This window comes from Archangium sp. (assembly GCF_036388035.1).
Classification (GTDB): domain Bacteria; phylum Myxococcota; class Myxococcia; order Myxococcales; family Myxococcaceae; genus Archangium.
Map to the genome: position 1 here is coordinate 1 of NZ_DASVSO010000959.1, position 15894 is coordinate 15894.

General features: G+C 70.3%; 16 protein-coding genes. 3 read left to right on the forward strand and 13 right to left on the reverse strand.

All coding sequences use genetic code 11. From position 1 onward, the window contains the following. The 6 genes from VF697_RS39560 to VF697_RS39585 form a co-directional block, all read right to left on the reverse strand. On the reverse strand, nucleotides 1-449 hold a 449-nt coding region (locus tag VF697_RS39560; RefSeq protein WP_331103369.1), incomplete at its 3' end, for a bpX6 domain-containing protein. After that, nucleotides 446-2266 (reverse strand): hypothetical protein, encoded by a 1821-nt coding sequence (locus VF697_RS39565; RefSeq protein ID WP_331103371.1) that lies wholly within the window; start codon nucleotides 2264-2266, stop codon nucleotides 446-448. The genes VF697_RS39560 and VF697_RS39565, both read right to left, overlap by 4 nt. Further along, nucleotides 2263-2715, reverse strand: a complete 453-nt coding sequence (locus VF697_RS39570; RefSeq protein WP_331103373.1) for a hypothetical protein — start codon at nucleotides 2713-2715, stop codon at nucleotides 2263-2265. Before VF697_RS39570 ends, VF697_RS39565 begins: the two co-directional genes overlap by 4 nt. A 38-nt stretch (nucleotides 2716-2753) precedes the next feature. Continuing rightward, nucleotides 2754-3653, reverse strand: a complete 900-nt coding sequence (locus tag VF697_RS39575; protein ID WP_331103375.1) for a type VI immunity family protein — start codon at nucleotides 3651-3653, stop codon at nucleotides 2754-2756. 15 nt (nucleotides 3654-3668) lie between these two features. Next, on the reverse strand, nucleotides 3669-4277 hold the full coding sequence (locus VF697_RS39580; RefSeq protein ID WP_331103377.1) for a hypothetical protein: 609 nt from the start codon (nucleotides 4275-4277) through the stop codon (nucleotides 3669-3671). 1467 nt (nucleotides 4278-5744) lie between these two features. Beyond that, the gene (locus tag VF697_RS39585) at nucleotides 5745-6905 is read right to left on the reverse strand and encodes an AAA family ATPase (protein ID WP_331103378.1); all 1161 of its coding nucleotides are present in this window, start codon (nucleotides 6903-6905) and stop codon (nucleotides 5745-5747) included. A 135-nt stretch (nucleotides 6906-7040) separates the two neighbouring features. On the opposite strand from VF697_RS39585, the gene VF697_RS39590 reads away from it, so the two are divergent. Beyond that, nucleotides 7041-7592, forward strand: coding sequence for a hypothetical protein (locus VF697_RS39590; protein ID WP_331103379.1), 552 nt, complete (start codon nucleotides 7041-7043; stop codon nucleotides 7590-7592). Between the two features lie 99 nt (nucleotides 7593-7691). Beyond that, a complete protein-coding gene (locus tag VF697_RS39595) occupies nucleotides 7692-8405 on the forward strand; it encodes an esterase family protein (protein ID WP_331103380.1) in 714 nt (237 codons plus the stop codon). A gap of 18 nt (nucleotides 8406-8423) precedes the next feature. Here VF697_RS39595 and VF697_RS39600 read toward each other — a convergent pair whose 3' ends face one another. The 6 genes from VF697_RS39600 to yidD form a co-directional block, all read right to left on the reverse strand. Then, a complete protein-coding gene (locus VF697_RS39600; protein ID WP_331103382.1) occupies nucleotides 8424-8792 on the reverse strand; it encodes a hypothetical protein in 369 nt (122 codons plus the stop codon). Then, a complete protein-coding gene (locus VF697_RS39605; RefSeq protein ID WP_331103384.1) occupies nucleotides 8789-9346 on the reverse strand; it encodes a hypothetical protein in 558 nt (185 codons plus the stop codon). Before VF697_RS39605 ends, VF697_RS39600 begins: the two co-directional genes overlap by 4 nt. A gap of 25 nt (nucleotides 9347-9371) precedes the next feature. Further along, nucleotides 9372-10748, reverse strand: coding sequence for an MATE family efflux transporter (locus VF697_RS39610; protein WP_331103386.1), 1377 nt, complete (start codon nucleotides 10746-10748; stop codon nucleotides 9372-9374). A gap of 128 nt (nucleotides 10749-10876) precedes the next feature. After that, nucleotides 10877-13006 carry a beta-propeller domain-containing protein gene (locus VF697_RS39615; RefSeq protein WP_331103387.1) on the reverse strand — a complete coding sequence of 710 codons (2130 nt, stop codon included), beginning with the start codon at nucleotides 13004-13006 and terminating at the stop codon, nucleotides 10877-10879. A gap of 205 nt (nucleotides 13007-13211) precedes the next feature. Then, nucleotides 13212-14030: a tetratricopeptide repeat protein gene (locus VF697_RS39620; protein ID WP_331103389.1), complete on the reverse strand. Its 819-nt coding sequence runs from the start codon at nucleotides 14028-14030 to the stop codon at nucleotides 13212-13214. Between the two features lie 20 nt (nucleotides 14031-14050). Then, nucleotides 14051-14458 (reverse strand): membrane protein insertion efficiency factor YidD, encoded by a 408-nt coding sequence (gene yidD, locus VF697_RS39625; protein ID WP_331103391.1) that lies wholly within the window; start codon nucleotides 14456-14458, stop codon nucleotides 14051-14053. A gap of 27 nt (nucleotides 14459-14485) precedes the next feature. On the opposite strand from yidD, the gene VF697_RS39630 reads away from it, so the two are divergent. After that, on the forward strand, nucleotides 14486-14905 hold the full coding sequence (locus VF697_RS39630) for a PEGA domain-containing protein (protein ID WP_331103392.1): 420 nt from the start codon (nucleotides 14486-14488) through the stop codon (nucleotides 14903-14905). 39 nt (nucleotides 14906-14944) lie between these two features. Here the strand turns inward: VF697_RS39630 and VF697_RS39635 are convergent. Further along, on the reverse strand, nucleotides 14945-15894 hold a 950-nt coding region (locus VF697_RS39635), incomplete at its 5' end, for an Hsp70 family protein (RefSeq protein ID WP_331103394.1).

Below are 15894 nucleotides of genomic sequence, written 5' to 3' on the forward strand. Positions count from 1 at the left end.
GCCTGCACGGGCGGAGGCGGCGCGCCGAGGCCCTCCACGGGCAGCACCTCCCACGCGGACACGTCGAGCCAGGTCGACACCTCCACCCGCCGGGACACCTCGAGGGGGAACACCTCCGCCGTCCCCGCGCGCACCAGCACGGCGGCGCCCGGAGGCGCGGCGAGGCGCTCGCGCTCGGAGGGAGACAGGGGGGCGGAGAGGAGGACACCGTCCTCCAGCGTGAAGGGCAGGCCCGGCGACCCCGCACTGGCCACGCGGCGCGGAGCGGGCAGCCGCAACAGGAAGCCCCCGGCGAGCGCGTACACGCCCGCGCCCGGACTCCACGCGGACAGCACGCGCCGACGCGCCTCCGCCTCGCCCAGGAGCGCGGGGTCGAACCAGAGCGCCACGGCCTCCACGGTGCCCTGGTGGACATGGGCCCGGGGCCCCGGATGTCGCGCGGGTTTCATGACGTCCCTCCCCGGGTGGAGCGGAAGACGAGGGCCCGGTACGGGAAGCTCCACACGCCCACCTCGCCCTTGTCCGTCAGCCACGCGACCATGGGCAGGGCGTTGCTGACGCAGGCGGTGACGACCCGGGACGGAGCCCGCATCAGGAGCTCGGCCGTGCCGCCCCCCTTCACCAGATAGAAGGAGCGCTGGTCCTGCCCGAGCGCCACCAGTCCCATGCCCGGCCATTGCGAGAGCGGGCTCCAGGCGCACAACCCCACCACGCACATGCCCACGGGAAGGGACAGCTGCGTGCTCCCTTTCCCGGTGGTGTCCTGTGCCATCCACCAACGGCCAGGCTGCTGGCGCACCGCGAGCGGGAGGCCCAAGGCCTCGTGGGCGTCCTGCGCTTGGCCGAAATACGCCTCTCCATCGCCCTCCACCGGGAGGGGCTGGGGCTGCCCCCCGTTCGCGGGCGAATAGCACCAGAGGCTCAACTTGCGCGAGCCCTCCTCGGTGGAGAACCCACCCACGAGGACGAGGGTGCCACGGCGCTCGGCGAGCGCGGTCACGCCCCGCCAGGTGGCGACGGCGCTCGGATGAGGCGCATCCCAGGAGAGCGTGTGGAGCACGCCCGCGGCATCCAGCACGAGGGGCGTCTCCCGGCCATGCCGCACCAGGGACACCACCAGCAGCGGAGGCTCGCCAGCGCGGGGCAACCGGAAGGAGTCGTCCTCGGGCAGAGAGAAGGACACGCCGCGACTGTTGGGAACGCCCTGCACCACCCCATGCACGCGCAGGGCGCGCTCGCGCAGCGTCACCGCGAGCAGCCCGCCATTGCGACGCCAGCCCATGGCCACCACGGCCCCCCCGCGCGGGGTCTGGAAGCGCTTGGGCCTGGGGAGGGTGGCGCGGGGGGACTGGGGGAGCGCCTGGGCCGCGACGCCGCCATCTCCGTATGCCAGCAGCAGCCGCAGCCCGTCCGGGGAGAAGCGGATGCCGCGCACGGTGGTGTGGCTGGTGTCGAACACCGGAGCGGCGACGGCGGTGGCGAAGGGGTCACGCAGCAGCCGCACGCACTGGGGCTCGGGGGGCAGCTCCAGCACCACCTGTCGCGGCGGTCGCGACGCGGGCCTCACCTCCACCGCGAGCTGCCGGGCCCCGGGAGCCACCACCTCCTCCACGGCCACGCGGGACAGGCCCTCCACCCCGGGGAGCCGGGAGAGCCGCGAGCCGCCCACCAACCACACGTCATCGGCTCCGCGCCCGAGTTGGAGCGCCTCGCGCCAGTCCGCGAGCCGTGCGTCCGTGGGGGGCTCGATGCTGGCGGCCTTCAGCCACTGGCCGATGGCGGCGGGGTCCACCGTGGTGAAGGGCCCCCTCTCGGGCGAGGACTGGAGCACGCCCCAGGCGAAGCCCGCTCCGGCCGCCTCGGCGCGCCGGGCGAGCACCACCAGCAGCGCGAGGTGCGCGATGCGCGGGGCTCCCAACTGGTCCGGCCCGGCATCCAGGAGGGCCACGGCGCGGCGCCCGCCCTGGGGCTGGCGGAAGGCGGGCCGGAGGAAGGCCTGCTCGCCGAAGGCCGCGCGGCGCACGAATTCGTCCGGGGCCTCCATCGCCAGCAACCACTCGCTCATCAGCAGCCGCTCGGGCGAGCCGCGCCGGGTGAGGCCGTCATAGCCGTGGAGCTCGTCCCCCTCGGTCTCGGTGCGCGCGCGCATGGGGCCGAGCGCCGCGGCCAGCCGCGCCACATGAGCCCCGATGCTGAGCGCCAGGTCCTCCGGGAAGAGGGACAGCTCCGTCGCCCACGGGCGCAGCGCCTCGGGCAGAGCGCTCATGGGCCCACCTGCTTCGCCAACCACGTGCCCAGCGTCTCGCGGGAGACGGGACGCGCCGCGCCCACGGGCACGAGGTGTCCCGAGCGGGGCAGCACGGCGAGCGGCGTGCCCACACGGGCCCGGGCGACGAGCGCGCGGTCGAGCAGCGCGGGGGCCACATTTGGAGCGAGCGTGCACGGCAGCAGCAGGGAGGGCGCCGCCGCGTCACGCCCGAGGTACACGACACCATCCACCCACGGGAGCGACTCCGCGTCGCCCAGCAACACCAGCACGCCGGGCCCGGCCACACCGCTCCACCGGGCGAGCGCCGCGTCCCGCTCCGCCAGCACCCGCCGCGCGAGCGCGAGCGCCACCGGCCCCACGCCCGCCACCGCGAGCGCGGGCAGCGGTTGGGTCCGAGGACTCCAGGAAGGGAGGAAGTGCGACTCTCGACTCGACGGGCTCACCACGAGGCGGAGCCTACCTCACCCGGGGCCTGGTACTCGCGTCACTCCAGGAAGCGGCGATCCCAACGGAGCAGCTCCTCGGGGACCGGGTTTCCGAAGAACGATTTTCGTTGGTAGAGGGAGGGCGCGAGGAGTTGGGCGAGCGCGCGGTGCAGGGGAAGCGTCTGGCCGGCCTCCACGTCCCCGACCTCTGGCCGCTCGCCGAGCGTGATGAGTACCCGGTCTCCGCTCATCTCTTGGAGGGAGAGGCCCGGGAGCACCAAGCGCTCACGCAACCCGGACACACCGCCGAGCTTCCCGAGCACCGGCTGCCCGAGGAAGTTCATCCAATGCACCCCGTCCACCCAGGTGCCCACGTTCATGGTGGCTCCGCTCAAGGCGAGGGGCACCCCCTGGTAGCGCGGACGGATGAGCTTGAGGGCCTCGGTCTCGTCCTCACTGGACGAGCAAAGGACGAAGTCTACATAGCCCGAGCTGAAGGGGAGTTCCGCCGCCAATTCGAGGGCGAGCACACGGACGTGCTCCGGACCCCGCTCTTCCAGGTACTGCGTGGGCAGGCGCAGGTACAGGACGCACACGTCGTCCTTCCGGTCTGGCCACGGAAGGGGAACGGCGGACAACCCCCTGTAATCCACATGGAGGCCACCAAACCTGCGCGGGCTGTCCCACATTTGTATGAACGCGGCCCTCTTGGGCCCTGCCAGCATGTCCCTGCGGGTTCTTTCCCAGGAAGCCTCATCGAGCGGCTCGGCTTGCCCCTCTCCCGTGTCGTTCCATGCGAGTTGGTGGGGCCGTATCCGTTCCCGGAAGAGTTCCACGGCACGAACGACAGCGGGTGCGATTCGCTCGTTGGGATGCGGCATGTAAAAGCACATGAGCAGGGCATCGCTCGCCCCTAGCCAACCGTCTTTGTCGTAGTACCGCAACCTCGGGTAGCGCATGGTAGGCCTCTCGATCTACTTCATCTTCGGCACGACTCCTTCCTGTGGGGAGACGAGCTTGGGTGTCACCCCGAGGGCTCTTTTATAGAGCTCTCCCTGTGACCCTTCCTTCCCGCTCCCCTCCCTGTACCACTCCCAGTTAGCAACATTGGTCTTCGGGCACGGGAACTTGAGATCGTACACATGGACGACGACGCCGTTCTCATCCAGGAGGATGATGTCCGGCTCGATGGTTCCCCGCAGACCCGACCAGCCCTCCTGCGTCACGATCTGACTCACCTCGTTCTCATTCAGGTACTCCCATTTTCCCGTCCGTGCGTTGAGCTGGAATCGGGGATGGAGCAGGTAGCGTCCCGGCACCAGCGCTTCCAGCGCCTCGCGCAGGCACGGCCAGGCCTGCTCGTGCTTGAAGAGCCCCAGGTAGACGGCCCACGTCGTCCGTTCGCCCACCTTCACCTGCTGACAGAGCTCCCGGCTCGGGCTCTTTCCGTTGAAGTGGTGATCGTTGACCTGCTGATCCGCCCGGCGGACGCACCGCACGATGGCCTTCTCGACCTTCGCGAGCAGATCCGCCACCAGTTCCACGCCCCGGCGCTCGGCGGAGCCGATGTGCACGGCTTGCACCGCCAAGCCCCCAGCCACGCCGATGGCAGTGGTCTTGAACGCCAGGGAGTGAGCCCGCGCCGCCTCGGACGAGCCGGTGCAACGCTCCCACTGACCTGGGTTCTGCTTGAGACAGCACTCGGGCGTCAGGTCTGGGAGCGAGCAGGCAACCCTCGCCACGCCGCCGGTTGTTGCGGTGGGCCCTGGGGCTGGTGCCCGTCGTGGCCGGCGGCGGGTGGGCCACCTTCCAGTGGCTGGAGTCGCGGGACGCGGCGGACAAGCGGATACGGGCAGCGCGGTCGACCCAGGAAGCCGCCTGGCTGTGTTTCGCCCGCCACCCGGACACGCGCCGCATCTTGTCCGCTGCGCTCGAGGCCGGCAGGTTCTACGCGCCAGCCTGGCTGGTGAACGCATGCTGGTACCTGGAGCAGGGCGAGTGGAACCTGACGCGGGCGATCCTCTCGCACCCACGTCTGCGGGATACGCCAGAAGCGCGCCTGCTGCTGGAACTCGCCGAGCGCCGGCCCCGCTCATCCGATTGGCGTCATGCCTTCTTCGAGGCCTGGAAATCCCTCGGGCGACCGGACTTCAGCAAGAGCCCCCTGCTTCCCGAGCCGCTGGAGGTGTTTCATGTGCTCGCCCACGTCCGGGGGGCCTGGGAGGCGGCCGACCCGAACCAGCGCCTCATGCTGGTGGCGTTGGAAGTGACGCTGGCGGAGGCAAGCCACCCCGGGGTGCTCGAACAGGTGCGCGCCACCTCCTCGGTGCCCCTCCTCCTGGCGCTGCGCGAGCAACTCCTCCTCATCGAGACGCGAGTGCCATCGCGCCAACTCCTGCTGCCCGCGGTGGACGAGCGGCTCGGGCAGCTCGCCGGCCCCTCCCCGCGAACCCTCCAGCTCGCCCTGTTTTCCTTCCTGGCTGGCAGCGTGCCCTCGGCGCTCCTCGAGCGCGGCGACCTGGAAGTGCTCGAGAAGCTCGTCGTGCTGTCCGAGTGGAAGCAGCCCTCGAGCGAGCGGTTCTTCTTGGAGACGCGTGAGCGCTTCGAGGGGTTGCTGCCCGCGCCCGGCCACCATGCCTGGCTGCTGGCCAGCTCGGCCCAGGGGGGATCCCTCGGCATGGAGCTGCTGCGACGCGCCCAGGCCAGCAAGGCGCACCTGAGCGAGGACGAGCAGCGGTGGATGGGACGACTGCTGTGGGAAGTGGGGGCCCGCCTGCGAGAGCAGCGCTCACGCCTGGAGTTGGAGATGGGGCTGCGGCTCCAGCTGTTCGGCTCCGAGCTGACGGGGCACAGCGACACCCGGATGGACAGCATCACCCTGTGGGTGGAGCTGGGCCAGTGGGAGGAGTCGGTGAAGCGGTCAGCCTACAACCGCTGGCCCCTGGCCTCGCTGCAGGAGGAGTCCTGCGAGCTCCGGGCTCGCGACGAGCACGCCTGGCTGCGAGCCTTCGCGGGCAAGGGCGAGCTGCCCTGTCGCAGCGGCGGAGACGTCAGGCCGCCTCGGTCCGGGGTGCCTGGGAGAGGGCCGCGCGCAGCTCCTCGCGCACCGCCCGGAGCTCCGGGGGCAGGGCCTCGGGAGCGAAGCCCGCGTCCATCTCGCGCGCCACGCCCTCCAGCTTCAGCCGCCACGAGGCGAGGGCCTCGGCGTCCGCGTCCGAGGGCCGCTCGGCGAGCACGCTCCGGCCGGCCTGGGCGATGCGCTGCGCCCGCGCGAGCGGCCCGGCGCTGGCCTCGAGGGCGGCGGCGGCCAGGGCCGGGTTCTCCGAGTGGGCCAGCAGCTCGCGCAGCACGTCGCGCGCGAGGGCCTGTCCCTCCTTGGTGGGCACCGCGTAGATGAGGGGCCACAGGTCGGCGACGCTCGGGGTGGAGCGCCCGGCGAGCGCGGCGGCGGCGGCCACGAGGCGCTGCACCTTCACCATGCGCCGGTCGCTCAGGCCGATGCCGGCGGCACGCAGGGTGCGCAGCGCGTGGGCGAGGTGGGGGCGCGCGGGCCCGAGGTCCGCCTCGCGCGCGGCCTGGGCGAGCACGTCCAGCGCCTCCAATGACGCGGTGCGTGCCTCCTCCGCGCGCCACAGCGAGGCGCCCCCGGCGAGCAGGTCCTCCAGCCGCGGGTCGGGCACGGACTCGACGAAGGTGCGCGCGAGGAAGCGGTCGGCGAAGGCGGCGAGGGACTCGTCCTCGGGCAGGGCGTTGGAGGCGCCCACGCACACGCGCAGGGGGCAGCGCATGCGGGTGTGGCCACGCCGGAAGACGCGCTCGTTGAGCAGGCCCAGCAGCGTATTGAGGATGGCGGTGGAGCCGAGGAACACCTCGTCGAGGAAGGCCACCTCGGCCTCGGGCAGCATGCCGGCCGTCTCCGTCTCCACGAGGCCCTCGCGCAGCTTGCGCAGATCCACCGGGCCGAAGATCTCGGACGGCTCGGTGAAGCGACCCAGGAGGTACTCGAAGTAGCCGCCCCCGAGCGCTCGCGCGGTGCGTCGTACGGCCTCGCTCTTGGCGGTGCCGGGCGGGCCGATGACGAGCAGGTGCTCCCCGGCCACGGCGCACAGCGCCACCAGCTCCACCATGGCCTCACGCTCCACCAGGCCACGGCCCGCGTCGGTGAGGGCCTCGCGCACGGCGCGAGCAGCCGCATCAAAAGAGAGAGACATGGAGCGGACTCTACCCCGACCCGCGGCCACCGACTGCCCGCCAGAGCACGTACCCACCGTGTGGGTGGACCTGATGGGGCGGGTCTGGGCTAAGCTTCGTGCCCAATGCGACACGTTGCGCGTCTCGGAAGCCTGGTGGTGGGGTTGTTGTGGGCGGGGACATCGGCAGCGGGGGAGTGGCGAGGCTACGCCTCGGCCAGCACCGGCTTCATCATCGATCACGTCTCCGGAGTGCGAGCCAAGGGCGGCGCGCTCCAGGCCTACGTTGGAGTGGAGGCCCCCTTCGGGCTGTCGCTCGGCGTGGTGGGCGAAGGAGTCGAGACGTGGGGCGCGAGCATCCAGGGCCAGCAGCTGCAACTGGACTACCGCTCGCTGGGGCTGGAGATGCGCCTGCGCTTCCTGCGGGACGGCGGGGTGAACCCGTGGGTGGGGCTGCGTGTGGCGCAGAGCCGCTCCACGCCGCTGACGCTGGATGACTTCGGGGCGCCGCGGCGGATGCTGCATGACGGGTTGAGCACGGCGGTGCGCCTGGGCATGGACACGTGGCTGGGCGAGCACCTGGGCATCTCGGTCTCCACGGCCTGGCAGTGGTGCGACGTGCGGGTGGACGGCACCACCCCCAGCCCGTCCGGCGAGTGCGCCAAGCCACTGCACTCCATCCTGGGCGGCCCCATGCTGCGCTTCTGAGCCGCCCCTCCCCGCGTGTTGTTCACTGTCGCGCGCCCCGCCCGTCCCGAGTGACGGGAAGATGCTCGCGCTCCACGCACGGGGAGTTAAGGTGCGGCCATGAATCGCGAATACCACAAGTGGTACAGCGAGCGTCTGGGCCGGGACATGGAGCTGCTGACCTTCGGGCACTCCGGAGAGCCCGTGCTGCTGTTGCCCACGAGCAAGGGACGCTTCTACCAGGCGGAGGACTTCGGCCTCATCGGGGCGATCGCGGATCGCATCCAGGCGGGGCGCTACTTCGTGGTGTGCGCGGACTCGGTGGACGAGGAGAGCTGGTTCAACACGTCCATCCATCCGCATGACCGGGTGGCGAGGCACGCCGCGTACGAGCAGTACCTGCTGCACGAGGTGGTGCCGCTGCTGAAGTCGCGCAGCACGGGAGGCCGGCTGACGCTGGGCGGGTGCAGCTTCGGAGGCTTCCACACCTACAACATCGGGCTGCGCCACCCGCACGTCTTCCAGCGCCTGCTGTCGATGGGCGGCAAGTTCGAGACGGAGGACTTCCTCAACGGCCACCAGGACGAGAGCGTGTACTACCACTCGTGCATGCAGTGGCTGCCGGGGGTGAGCGACCCGGGGCATCTCTCGGCGCTGCGCCGGGTGGAGATGATGCTCGCGGTGGGCGAGCACGACTTCTGCCGCCCGTCCAACGAGAACCTGTCCAAGCTGCTGTGGTCCAAGGACATCAGCAACCAGCTGGCCATCTGGTGGGGCGGGACGCACGACTGGCCGGTGTGGCGGCAGATGATCCAGCACTACCTGCCGGGGTGAGGTAAGGGCGGCGCTCGTTCAGCCGCCTTGCTTCTCCCGCTCACGCAGGGAGACGAACTCGGCGACGAAGTCGAGGAACTTGTGGATGGCGCGCTCGTGGTCGCCGTCGCAGTCGCGCAGGTACTTCACGTCCCAGCCCTCCATGGGGAATTCGTGCTTCACGTCGCGGAGCCAGTCGCGGAAGCGAATGTACTCCTCATCTCTGATGCCATTGGCGGACTGGCAGGCCCGGTATCCAGCGGTGAATGCCACCAACAGGGAGACGTTGACTTCCCCCATATCCAGCAACAAGCCCCTCGTCTTTTCCTGCCGCATGCGCATCAGGTAATCGAGCAGGTAGACATGACGATGAGGGGCCGGGCCTGTCGCGTCATTCTCTTCGCTCATGGTTGGGATACCATTTCCCAGGTCACTCCTTGCCTGGCATGAAGACGGGGAAGGTAATCCGCGAGCTTCATCCCAAGCGGTCCCGTATACGCATCGTAGATCAAGTCTCCTACCCTGACAGCCACGTGGTAGGCATTGCGTGAGACAGGAGCACTCTTTCCACTCGCAAGCTCGAAGACCATGAATTCTTCAGCTCCTTTCGCCTTGAACGCGATGTATTGCGGCGTCTGTCCCAGCTTGGAGAAGGCGGTGGAGATGATGCGAGCCACCTGCTGGCACTTGCCGGCGGCCTGATTCGCGACGCTGTAGGCCACCTGCAGGTCCATCAACCACGCCGGTGCGACTTTTCCCGTATGGGCCTCGTACATCGCGATGGCACCTGGAATGTCACCGCGAGCCAGGTACGCCAGCAGCTTGACCCGGATGGAATCCGCGCCGAGCAAGCTGGCGTGTACCAGGGAGGCCACCGATGAAGGGGACGCCGCCTGGGCTGGGCCAGATACGACCCCAGCCAACAGCAGCAGCCAGGGCACCATCGCTCGAAGCATGCGCATGCTTCGAGCCTAGAGCGCTCGCCCCTCACGCCTCCAGCGGCTGGAACGTGCCCGTGCTCTGGCGCTCGAAGCGCCAGAAGAGTGCGAGCGCCACGGCGGTGAGCCCCACGCACAGGCCCCACCAGATGCCCACCACGCCGAGCTTCAGCCCGAAGCCCAGCAGCAGCGCCACCGGCAGCCCCACCCCGTAGTGCCCCACCATGTTGGCGATGAAGGTGAAGCGCGTGTCTCCCGTCCCGCGCAGCACGCCCGCGCCCACGCCCTGCACGCCGTCGGAGATCTGGAAGACGGCGGCCACCATCAGCACCGGCACCACCAGGGGAATCACCTCCGGCGGTGTCCCCATCAGGCGTGCCAGCCACTCGGGGAAGAGCGCGAACACCAGCGCCCCCAGCGACATGAAGCCCGCGCCCGAGGCGAAGGCCATCAATCCGCTCAGCCGGGCCTGGGGGGTGTTGCGCGCGCCCACGGCCCAGCCCACCCGCACGCTGCCCGCGTTGCCGATGCCCAGGGCCACCGTGAAGGAGAGGCTGGCGAAGGAGATGGCGATCTGGTGCGCGCTGATGCTCTCCGGGCCGAGCCACCGCGCCAGCACGCCCGCCAGGGAGAAGACGCCCACCTCGGCCGCGATGTGCAGGCCGATGGGCAGTCCCACCCGGACTGCCTGGAGGAGGTCCGCCCGCACCGGCCGCACCGAGGGCATGCCGCCGGGCACGGAGATCTGCCGCACCGCCCACGCGACGATGGCCCACTGCAGCACGCAGCACAGCAACGTCGCGATGGCCGAGCCCTTCACCCCCATGGCCGGCACCAGGCGCAGCGGACCACACCAGGCCGGCAGCCCCTCGCCGCCAAAGACGAAGAGGATGTCCGCCCCCAGGTTGAAGACGTTGGCCACCACGGTGGCCACCACCAGCGGGCGGGTGAGCGCTGCGGACTGGAGGTAGGAGCGCGTGCTGATGAAGAGCAACATCAGGGGCAGACTGGGCGCCCGCCAGTCGAGGTAGTCCCTCACCTCGGGCAGCTCGGCGAAGTCCACCCCGAAGGAGGGCAGCAGCCGCGGCACCACCACCAGCGGCACCGCCAGCACCGTCCCGGCGATGACGGCCAGGTAGCTGCCCTGCCAGAGGAGGGCCCGCGCGCGCCGCGCATGGCCCGCCCCGAAGGCCTGCGACACCAGCGGGTCCACCCCCATCATCAGCCCGACGGCGAAGCTGCTGACGGCGAAGAACACCGCCGTGGACAGCCCCACCGCCGCCAGGGCCTGTGTGCCAGCCCGCCCCACCACGGCGGTGTCCACGAAACTCATGAGGGACTGGCCCGCCTGGGCAATGGCGATGGGCAGGGCGAGCTTCCAGAGCGCTCGGAGCTCTTGGCGACGGGTCGGGAGTTCGGCGGACATGGCAGCGACTCGCCTATAGCGGGTTTCCGCGCGGGATGCGCGGCCCTCCCTCGCGGACGCACCGGGCCCTCCTTGCCTGACCCGGGAGCCGGTCGCCTCCCCCTCGGGCGACCGGCCTGTCTACTGCCTCACGGGTAGAAGGAGATGATGGGGTCGAAGCGCGAGGTGGCCAGCGGCTGCGAGAGGTTGCCCAGGGGAGCTACGCGCACACCGGCGTCGGAGATGGCGTACACGTAGTCGTCCGCCATCACGCTGCGGCGCACGACGGGCGAGTAGACATAGCTCCAGGTGGGGGCGCTGAACGTCTGGTACACGTCCTTCATGGAGATGGCGCCCACCGGGGTGAAGCCGGTGGCCGGGTCCACGCGCAGGACGCGCAGCTCGCTCACGAAGTTGCTCCAGTAGTCCCCGGAGTAGGGCTGCGGCGACCAGTCCGCGAAGGGGATGGCCACCAGGCCCTTGGCCGGGAAGTAGTTGAAGGCCTTGTGCTCGTAGAGCGACTCGCTCCAGCCGTAGGCCGTGCCCACCAGCTGCGTGAAGGCCTCGCGCGGGTTGGCCGGGTCCGTCACGTCGAAGAGCGACAGCTTGAGGGCCCGCGCGCGCCAGTCACCGTTCTCCGGCACGTGCACGCCGATGGTCAGCAGGTGCGTGTCCCCCACCGGGTGGATGTACGTGGAGAAGCCCGGCACCTTCAGCTCGCCCACCTTGCGCGGGTGCGCCGGGTCCGACAGGTCGAAGGTGAAGAGCGGATCCACCTGCCGGAACGTCACCACGTAGCCCTTGTCGCCCAGGAAGCGCGCGCTGTAGATGCGCTCGCCCTTGGCCAGCTCCTCGCTCTGCCCCAGCAACGCGAGCTGGTCGCCCTCCTCCCTATAGGTGGAGACGCGGTTGGTCGTCTCGACGCGGCCCCACGAGTTGCCGAGCTCCGACACGCGCGAGGAGATGGTGGTGGCCACGCGCAGCACGCCCTCGTGCTCGTCCATGCTGAACTGGTCCAGCAGGCGCCCCTCCACCGTGCCGCTGGCCACGTAGCGCGCCTGCTCCGGCTGGCTCAGGTCGAGCTTGTGGAGATAGGTGTGGTCCTTCTGCCCCGGCTCCGGCCACCACCACCAGTGGGACGTGGCCAGGTAGAGCGCGCTGTCGGTGGCATACACCTCGCCCGGCTCGGTCACCAGGGAGGTGCGGCCCGGGGCCTGCACCACCGCCGCGTCCAGGTTGATGGAGGCCACCGTGACGATGCCCACCTTCGTGGGCGCGTTCGTCTTGTGGAAGTCCTCGCAGTTGTAACCCACGGTCTCCACGGTGCCGTCCGGCAGCTTGCGCCGGCCCACGGGCAGCCAGTCCGTCAGCGTCTGCGCGCGGATGAGCTGCTCGTTGTGCTTCATCAGCTTGTCGATCTCCCTCTCCAGCTTGGGCTCGTCCTCCCAGAGCCCCTGGGAGTAGTCCGGCCACCAGCGCATGCTCGAGGGCCAGCGCAACACGTCGCGCATCACCAGCCGCACCGAGCCGCCCGTCAGCCGCGCGTTGTGGTAGTCGCCCGGCAGGTACAGCTCGCCCGTCACCCGGGGCACGGCCAGGTTGGACACGTCCACCGTCGTCAGCTTGGTGAGCGGCGCCGAGTAGGCCCCACAGGGACGCATGGGCGGGCACGACCACTGGGTGGCAGCATCGCCCCCGCCCGGAAGCGGCTCGTGCACCACGGAGAAGACGACCACCTGGTCGCCCTTGAGGAACATCTCCCGCGGCCAGCCCTCGAGCTTCAGCGAGGACTCGGCGCGCATCGACTCGGCGGGCCAGGAGCGGTGCACGTACAGCTTCTGCCCGGAGAGGACGAAGATGCGCGTGCCATCGTTCTTCACGAAGTCCGCCTCGTCCACGCCGGCCACCTGGTTGTTGGTGCCGGTGTGGTCCTTCGGACCGGAGGACGGATTGCCGCCCGCGCCCGGTGCGTTCGGAGCGCCCTCGGCGGGCGACGGGGCCCTGTCGTCCACGGCAATGGGGCCGCCCCACCAGCCGCCGCGCGACTTCCAATAGGACGGCTTGGACTGCTCCATCGTGGTGCGCATGTCCAGCACCGCGGTGTCCTCGAGATAGGACTCGAGCGCCCCGCAGCTCGCGAATGACTCCAGCTTCGCCTTCATCTGCACCGGCTGGTTCTCGGGAATCCCGCCCTTGTCACCGCACCCCACGAGCCCCAGCAACGCGAGCCCCAGCCAACCGCTGTTCTTCCAGTGCATGTACTGACTCCTCGTCTTCATCCGGCCCGGCACTCCGTGGCGCGGGCTCTGCCACCCCTGTGCCAGGGCCCCCCACGCGGCCCGCCGCTCGGGATTTCGCGGAGTTGGCGCTGACGGTTGAGCGGAGGGGCCCCTCGAAAAACCGAGGGCGGGGGCTCGGACAGCCAGAAAACCGAGCAGGGCGCCCCGGCGCTCGGGGGTCGCGGGAGGCGGGCGCGCGGGACTGTCAACGCACGGGCGGAGGAAGGGGCCACCCCTCGGGGTGGTCGTCGTACTCCGCCCGCAGCCGGTCGAGCGCCTCGCGCCGCACGTCCCGGTTGTACTTCTGGGCACCGCTCACCGCGCCGAAGATGGTGCCCGAGTACCAGAGGGACTCGAGCACCCCGAGCAGCACCGCGACGCCAATCTGCTCCCGTCGGATGGACTCGTAGAGGGCATAGCCGAAGAGGCCATTCCAGACGAGGGCAGCCACTCCCGTCACGGGCTCGCCGATGTAGACATGGCCCGCGCCCGGCACCACCGACAGCACTCCCGCCAGCAGGGGCGACTTGCGAGGCAGGGCCTTCCAGTTGCGTGCGGCCTCGGTGAGAGGCTTCTGCCCCGGGAAGGGGGAGACCGCGGAGAAGGCCTCCGACGCACCGGCCCCATCGCCCTGGTTCAACAGGGCCCACCCCAGCAGGTACCGGGCCCGGTCGAGCTGCTCCGGCGAACGGGGCATCTCCTCCACGGACAGGAAGGAGCGAAGAGAACGCGTGGCGGCCTCGAACTCGCCGCCCGTGTGACGCGCCCAGCCCGTTTCCAGGAGGGCGAGGCCGCGCCACTCGGGCGAGCGTCCCGAGAGCGAGCGCAGGTGCTCCACGGCGGCCTCGGTCTGTCCGCCGCGCACGTAGGCCCGGGCGATGGCGAGGCGGGCCTCGTCCGCGGCCGGCGACTCCGGGTACAGGTAGAGGAAGCGCTTGTACTCGCCGATGGCGCGGTAGTGGTCCCCCTCGGCGAGCAGGGAGTGGGCGAAGCCGAGCTGCTCGGGCTCGGAGCCCAGCGCCAACGTCAGGGCGAGCAGGGTCGTCAGGGCAACCAGAAGGTACTCTCCGTCACGGGGTCCAGATAGACGATGCGCGCGTCCTCGAGGCGCACGGGCAGCCGCCGCACCGAGGAGGAGCGCGCATCGCGCAGGAGCCGGTCATAGGTCAGCCACACCCCCACCACCAGGCCGTGCCGGGCCAGGGCCTCGCGGGAGTAGAGCGAGCACGTGGGCCGGTGGGAGCAGCGCGGACCATCGATGGGGCTGAGGACGTACCGGTAGAAGCCCTGGGCCGTCCCGAGGAAGCTGGCGGAGGAGGACGGAGTGGCTTGCACGCGTTGCGTGGGGGGTAACCGCACCTCGCGCGTGACGGGATGGCGGGTGTTGCCGAAGGGTCCCGGGGGCGCGGCGAGCAATGCCAGCGCGGTCACCATCTCGAACGTTGACACCATCGCGCCGGGCACACTATCCCGCGCACCATGACCCTTCAATCCAAGCGTTTCCTGCGCCTCACCGCCGCGAGCACGGCGCTCGTGTTCTCCGTCGGCTGCGCCAGCACCACCATCATCCGCACCGAGCCGGGCGAGGCCAACCTCTACATCGACGGCAGCAAGGTGGGGAAGACGCCGTACACGTACGAGGACACCAAGGTCGTCGGCTCCTCCACGCGCGTCCGCATCACGAAGGAGGGCTACAAGGACTTCGAGACCGTCCTCAAGCGTGACGAGGAGTTCCAGGTCGGTCCCTGCATCGGTGGCTTCTTCTTCCTCGTCCCCTGGCTGTGGATCATGGGCTACAAGCCGGAGCACACCTACGAGCTGACGCCGGAGAAGGCGGCCGAGAAAAAGGGCGATATCAACGCCCAGGTCGGCGCCCCGGCCGCTCCGGGCACCATCTGAGCCAGTCACCCGGGTCCCTGACCCTCGTCAGGGACTCTCTCAGCGCCCCGAGGAGAGAAGCTGGGTGAGCTGACGTGACACCTGGGCGCACTGCTCGACGTCGTGCGTCTCCAAGGCGTTGCGGCCCGACTCCAGCAGCGACTTCACGTTGCTCACCGCCGCCGTCGCCTGCTCGCTGGGGTTCTCCTCGGCGCTGCGCTGCAGCAGCTTCGCCAGCTTCTCCCCGCGCTCCAGCAGCCTGCGGAACGTCTCCTCCGTCTTCTTCACGTCCTCCTTCGCCTGCTTCTGCGCGTAGGCCGCCTGCTCCTTCACGAGCCGCTCGGCCTCCTGGCCCGGCAGGTTCGGCCGCGCCTCCAGCTTCACCGACTCGGCCAGTCCTGTCTTCAGGTCCGTGGCCCGCACCGACAGCGTGCCCTCGTTGGACAGCTCGAACGTCACCTCCAGCGGCGTGTCCGTGCGCGAGGCCCCCTGGAGGTTGCGCAGCACCACCTCGCCCAGCTTCTGGTTCTCGTCCGTCAGGTCGCTCTCCCCCTGGTAGATGGAGATGCGCGCCTCCGTCTGTCCATGGCGGCCCGGGTAGAAGACGTCCTTGGCACTCACCGGCACCGAGCTGTTCTTGGCGATGAGCCGCTTCACCCTCCCGCCCAGCACCCCCACCCCCAGCGAGTTGCCCACCACGTCCAGCAGCAGCGCCGCGCCCGACTGGCGCGCCAGCTCGTCCGCGTGGATGGCCGCCCCCAGCGCCACCGCCTCGTCCGGGTTCACCTCCGTGGAGGGCACCTTGTCGAAGAAGTCCGTCACGAGCTGCCGGATCAGCGGCACCCGCGTCATGCCGCCCACCAGCAGCACCGTCCCCACCGCCCCCGGCGCCATCCCCGCCTCCTTCATCACCGCGTCGCACACGGCGATGCAGCGCTTGGACAGCGGCTCGCACAGCCGATCGAAGAACTCGCGGGTGAGCGCCGTCTCCAGGCCCGTCAGCTTGCGCG